Below are 5,646 nucleotides of genomic sequence, written 5' to 3' on the forward strand. Positions count from 1 at the left end.
TAAAAGCAAATGAACATGGTCTGGCTTTACTTCCATCTCGATTAAATCGACGTGAAGCTCCTGACAAATATTATTAATCAACTCCTTTAATCGTTCATCAACACCATTGTTCAACACTTTTCTACGATATTTAGGACAAAATACTACATGATATTTACAAGAATATACTATATTATTATTTGATTTATATTTCATAAAAGTATTATATAACTATTAAAAATATAATACAATAAAAAACAATGATATCGAATCATTGTTTTTTAGCGAGCTTATGTCCCCATAAATAAATTTAGGGGCTTTACGCTCGCATTTGGTAAAACATGCACAAACAACACAGGCAACGGTAAAAATTATTTATACAAAGACAAAGATAGATTTAGAAATTATTGATGATGGTATTGGTTTTAATGAAGAAACGGCAAAAAGAGCAAAATTAAATCATCATTTAGGTCTTAGAAGTATGCAAAAACGCATAGAATTATTACAAGATGAATTTGAAATAATTTCTAAAATGAATGAAGGTACAATAATAAAAATTGTGATACCTGTAGAAAATATACCAACAAGAGGGATTTTGATTATGAGTAGAACTTTAAAAATTTTATTAGCAGACGATCATAGTATATTGAGAACTGGTTTAAAGTTATTACTTTCTACTTAGAAAGATTTCAAGGTAGTAGCAGAAGCTTCTAATGGAAAAGAAGTTTTATCTTTACTAGATGATGGCTTAGAAGTAGATGTTATCTTATTGGATTTATCTATGCCTGTTATGAGTGGGCTTGATTGCCTACATGAATTAAATAAAAGATAGAGTATTTCTAGTATAAATGTATTGGTATTGACTATGCACAATGAGCAACAATATATCAAAGAAGTTATGCTTTTAGGTGCAAAAGGTTATTTACGCAAAGATACATTAGATACAGAATTGTTTAAAGCATTAAGAACTTTAGCTGAAGGAAGACGTTATTTAGCAGAAAATGATGCAAATAGTTTATTAGATAGTTTGATGTATATCCCACCGAAAAAAGAAAGCTTATCTTCACGTGAAGAAGAGGTTTTAAATTATATAGTTAGAGGATATTCTTTATCGGATATAGCACAAAAATTATGTTTATCTGTAAAAACTATTTCAACATATAAAACGCGAATAATGACTAAGCTGAACTGCAAACAGAATTCAGATTTAGTGAATTATGCTTTAAAGAATAATATTTTAGATAAGTATTGATTTTTTTGAATTTATTTTAGGGCAAATGTAGTGATTTTAGATTATTTTAGTGATAAGAATTAAAAGAGGCGAATTTTTTTGAAAGATATACGATTAATTATAGGTATAGTTACGATTATGCTTTTTGTATTTGTGGTTTTTCAATCATGTGGAGCTTATGCCACAGTAAAAAGTAGTAATGGTATAGGTAATATAGGGATAATGATTTCTTTTGTGGCGTTGATTGCTGCTTTAATCTGTATAAATACAAAAGATGCTTATAGCGGAGCTTTTATAAGTGCTGTTTTTTATGCTTTAGCAGGTTTTTTAGGTTTGTTTAATTTTACAAATCATAAAATTGTTTTTGTCTATGGTTTTATGTTTATAATGTTTTCTATTTTTTCTGTTTTAATAGGTATAAAACAGAAAAATGCTTCAAATTAGTAATTTTAGGGATTTTTTATCAAGTGTATAAGTTTTTATGCTTATACACTTTTTTTATAAATATCTTTTAGTTATTTTAGTTAGATGTTTGAGAAAATAGACAATTGTAATATTTGCATTACTATATACAATGAAGTGTAAATATAGTAATATATTTATAAGTTGAATATTATGTTTTATTGAGGACTGTACAATATTGTACAGTCCCCTTTATCGTATCTAAAATAGTCAATAGAGAAAAGGTTGATAAATGAATGAATATACTCTTTCCTGCATTAGCTAAAGAGGTAACTTTAACTAAGATAAATGAATGTTTTAATCAAAATTATGGTCAAAATTATATTTATGGCTTAGCAGGTACACAAAAACATATAGTTATTGCTAATGCATATAAACAAAATCCTAAAACGACAATTATTATTACACATAATCAAGATGGTGTAGAAGAATGGTACAATGATTTTTCTTCATTATTGCCAGAAGCATATATTTGGGAATTGCCAGCATTAGATGTCATGTCTGTAAGTGCTACAGCAAAAAGCTTAGAATTAAAAGCTAAAAGAATGAAAATTTTGGGAATGCTCACGAGAAAAGAGCCTGTCATTATTTTAGCGACTACAAATGCTGCTATGCAAAAAGACATGTCTCGTCAGGATTTTGAAAATTCTAGTGTGCAAATAGAACTCAATAAAGAATACGAACATGATAAAATTTTAGAACAATTAGTATCTTTAGGTTATGAACGTGTAGATAAAGTCGAACAAATAGGGCAATTCAGCGCTCGCGGTGGAATTATAGATATTTATCCTATAAATTCAGATACGCCTATACGTATTGAGTTTTTTGACAGTGAAATAGAGTCCATACGTGAATTTGCTATAGATAGTCAACGTTCTTTGCGCAATATAGCTAAATGTGAAATCTTGCCATTGATGCAAATGGACGATACAGGTTCACCAGCTATATTTTTATCTTATTTAAATAAAGATTGTAATGTAATTTTAGATGAACCACTACATTTAAAAGAAGCTGTTGAAGGCAGTATAAAAGAAAATCCTGAGATAAAAGAATTTGTCTATGACTGGAATTATATTTTAACTTCTGCAAAAAAGCATAATATTATTTATATGTCTTTGATGATGCAACGAATAGCAGATACAGAGCCAGAACAGCTCATCAGTGTAGCAGTAAAATCTACAGCACCTTTTCAAAAGCAGATGCATTTATTAGGTGAAGAAATTAAAAATTGGCTAGAACAAAAAAATGAAATATTGATTTGTTTGGGCGATAAGACAAAAATAGCATATTTACAAGATGTATTAGAGCAACAAAAAATACCTGTATCACGAGAAAGTGAGCCAAAAGAATTATCCAAAGATAGAGTTACATTTATCGTAGGTTCACTTTTAAATGGTTTTGAATTCCCTCAATCTCGATTGGTGGTAATCACAGAAAAAGATATATTAGGTCGTCAAAAGAAAAAGTTAAGACCACGTCAATCGGGTAAAAATAAAAATGATAAAATAGCTCATTTTAGAGATATAAATATTGGCGATTATGTTGTACATGTAAATCATGGTATTGGTAAATATCTAGGTGTGGAAACATTGACAATAGGCAATGTTCATCGTGATTATTTACATATAAAATACAGCGGTACAGATAAATTATTCGTGCCAACAGATCAAGTGCATTTAATCCAAAAATATATTGGCTCTGAAGGTGATGTACCTCGTTTATCTAAGATGAATGGTACAGCATGGAAAAAAGCAAAGGCAAAAGCAAAAGCTTCTGTAGAAAATATTGCTAAAGATTTAATCAATCTCTATGCAGAACGTAAAAATGGTAAAGGTTTTGCATTTGCTCCAGATACGCCATGGCAAAAAGAATTTGAAGATGCTTTTCCTTATGAAGAAACACCTGACCAATTAAAAGCGATAGCAGAGATAAAAGCTGATATGGAAAAACCTGTTCCTATGGATAGACTTTTATGCGGTGATGTAGGCTTTGGTAAAACAGAAGTAGCCATTAGAGCTGCTTTTAAAGCTGTAATGAGCAATAAACAAGTTGCTGTATTAGTGCCGACTACTGTATTAGTGCAACAACATTATCAGACTTTTAGCAATCGTTTTAATGATTTTGGACCGAAAATCGGTATTATTTGTAGATTTAATAGCCCAAAAGAACAAAAGAAAGTTTTAGAAGATTTGGCAACAGGTCAAATTGATATTTTGATTGGTACTCATGCTATTTTAAATGAGAAGAAAGTAAAATTTAAAGATTTAGGTTTATTGATTGTTGATGAAGAACAGCGTTTTGGCGTAAAACAAAAAGAAAAAATAAAACGCATAAGTAAAAATATCGATGTATTATCTTTGAGTGCAACACCTATACCACGTACACTGCATATGTCTCTTGTAGGTGCTAGAGATATGTCTGTTATCGAAACACCACCGCAAGAGCGTTTCCCTGTGCAGACTTATGTAATTGAAAATAATGATATGATTATCAAAGACGCTATTAAGCGTGAAATTCGCCGTGGTGGTCAGGTATATTTTATTTACAATAGAGTAGAAACTATAGATAAGATGTATTTGCATTTATTATCTATGCTTCCTGATGTAAAAATAGGGATAGCTCATGGGCAGATGAGTGAAGAAGAATTAGAAAGAGCTATGCTCAATTTTTATGAAGGAAAATACGATATCTTATTGGCTACAAGCATTATTGAAAATGGTTTAGATGTATCAAATGCCAATACTATAATTATTTATGATGCAGATTATTTCGGTCTATCTCAGCTCTATCAGATGCGAGGTCGTGTAGGTCGTTCTAAACAAATGGCTTTTGCATATTTTATTTATCAGAAAGATAAAATCTTATCTGAAATGGCAGAAAAGAGATTACAGGCGATAAAAGAATTTGCTCAATTAGGTTCTGGATTTAAAATCGCTATGCGAGATTTAGAAATTCGCGGTGCTGGTGATTTATTGGGGTCTCAACAACATGGTCATATTTCTAGTGTAGGTTTTGAGATGTATTGTCGTCTATTAGAAGAAGCAGTAGAAACATTGCAAACAGGTAAAGAGCCAGAAAAAGTAGTAGAACCGATAATTGAATTGAAAGAAGATGCTTATTTAGATGGAGAATATATAAATGATGCCACTAATAAGATTGAAATTTATCAACGTATTGCAGCGATACGAACAGACGAACATGCAGACCAATTAGAGGAAGAATTAATCGACCGTTTTGGTGCATTGACTGAACCTGTAAAGAAAATAATGCAAGCAGCACGCTTGAAAAATTATGCTCGTAAATTAAAAATAAAATCTATTATTGAAAAACCTGCTTTTGTGGAAATATGTTTTGATAAAGCACCAAATATAGAGCCAGAAAATATGCTTTTAGCGAAAAAGCAATTTGATAATCTATTAAAATTTGTGCCAAAACAAAATACGATACAGATAAAAATTACGCCAATAAATAAAAAGCATATAATAAATTTATGTTTAAAAGTAGTAAAAGTTTTAACAGGTGAAAAATTACAGAAGATGACTCTTAAAAAAGAGGAGAAAAAATAATGAAAGTATTTATCATGATTTATTGGCTTTGATTGAAAATAATAAAATTAAAGCTGGAGAAAAATTGCCTAGTGAGTTTGATTTACAAAATAAATATCAAGCTTCACGAGATACAATTAGAAAAGCATTATTATTATTATCTCAAAATGGATATATTCAAAAATCACAGGGAAAAAGTTCAATTGTATTAGATATCAATAGATTTAATTTTCCAGTATCAGGGCTTACTAGTTTTAAAGAAATTGCAAGTGATATAAAAGGCAAAGTTGAAACTATCGTGCATACTTGTGAATGTATTGAGCCAGATGAAGAAATAAAAAAATTATTGATGTTAAAAAGTGGTACTAAAGTTTGGTATATAGAACGTGTACTTGACATACTCCCCATGCCTAAAGGCAGGGGATTCTT

6 protein-coding genes and 1 pseudogene are annotated in these 5,646 nt (G+C 29.9%); 6 read left to right on the plus strand and 1 reads right to left on the minus strand.

The genetic code is table 11. The annotated features are described in order from the left end of the window. Positions 1–195 (minus strand): IS200/IS605 family transposase (gene tnpA, locus BMX03_RS10855; protein WP_143052106.1); only part of this gene is annotated, 195 nt, incomplete at its 3' end. A 115-nt stretch (positions 196–310) separates the two neighbouring features. Between tnpA and BMX03_RS11075 the strand changes: the two genes are divergently transcribed. The 6 genes and pseudogenes from BMX03_RS11075 to BMX03_RS10875 form a co-directional block, all read left to right on the plus strand. After that, the gene (locus tag BMX03_RS11075) at positions 311–661 is read left to right on the plus strand and encodes a sensor histidine kinase (RefSeq protein ID WP_022228421.1); all 351 of its coding nucleotides are present in this window, start codon (positions 311–313) and stop codon (positions 659–661) included. 15 nt (positions 662–676) lie between these two features. Continuing rightward, positions 677–811: pseudogene (locus BMX03_RS11485) on the plus strand (response regulator transcription factor); the annotation flags it as partial. A 21-nt stretch (positions 812–832) separates the two neighbouring features. After that, entirely contained in the window at positions 833–1,231 is a 399-nt protein-coding gene (locus tag BMX03_RS11490) for a LuxR C-terminal-related transcriptional regulator (protein WP_255361498.1), read from the plus strand. 78 nt (positions 1,232–1,309) lie between these two features. Continuing rightward, on the plus strand, positions 1,310–1,654 hold the full coding sequence (locus BMX03_RS10865; RefSeq protein ID WP_091695377.1) for a hypothetical protein: 345 nt from the start codon (positions 1,310–1,312) through the stop codon (positions 1,652–1,654). Between the two features lie 254 nt (positions 1,655–1,908). Then, positions 1,909–5,238 (plus strand): transcription-repair coupling factor, encoded by a 3,330-nt coding sequence (gene mfd / locus BMX03_RS10870; protein WP_091695379.1) that lies wholly within the window; start codon positions 1,909–1,911, stop codon positions 5,236–5,238. A 22-nt stretch (positions 5,239–5,260) separates the two neighbouring features. Further along, the coding region (locus BMX03_RS10875) for a GntR family transcriptional regulator (RefSeq protein ID WP_255361499.1) at positions 5,261–5,646 on the plus strand (386 nt) is incomplete at its 3' end.

Source organism: Megamonas sp. Calf98-2, from assembly GCF_900110235.1.
Taxonomy (GTDB): domain Bacteria; phylum Bacillota; class Negativicutes; order Selenomonadales; family Selenomonadaceae; genus Megamonas; species Megamonas funiformis.

Coding starts and splice junctions, on each gene's coding strand:
- mfd (WP_091695379.1), top strand. CDS start 1,909: ATGAATATACTCTTTCCTGCATTAGCTAAAGAGGTAACTTTAACTAAG.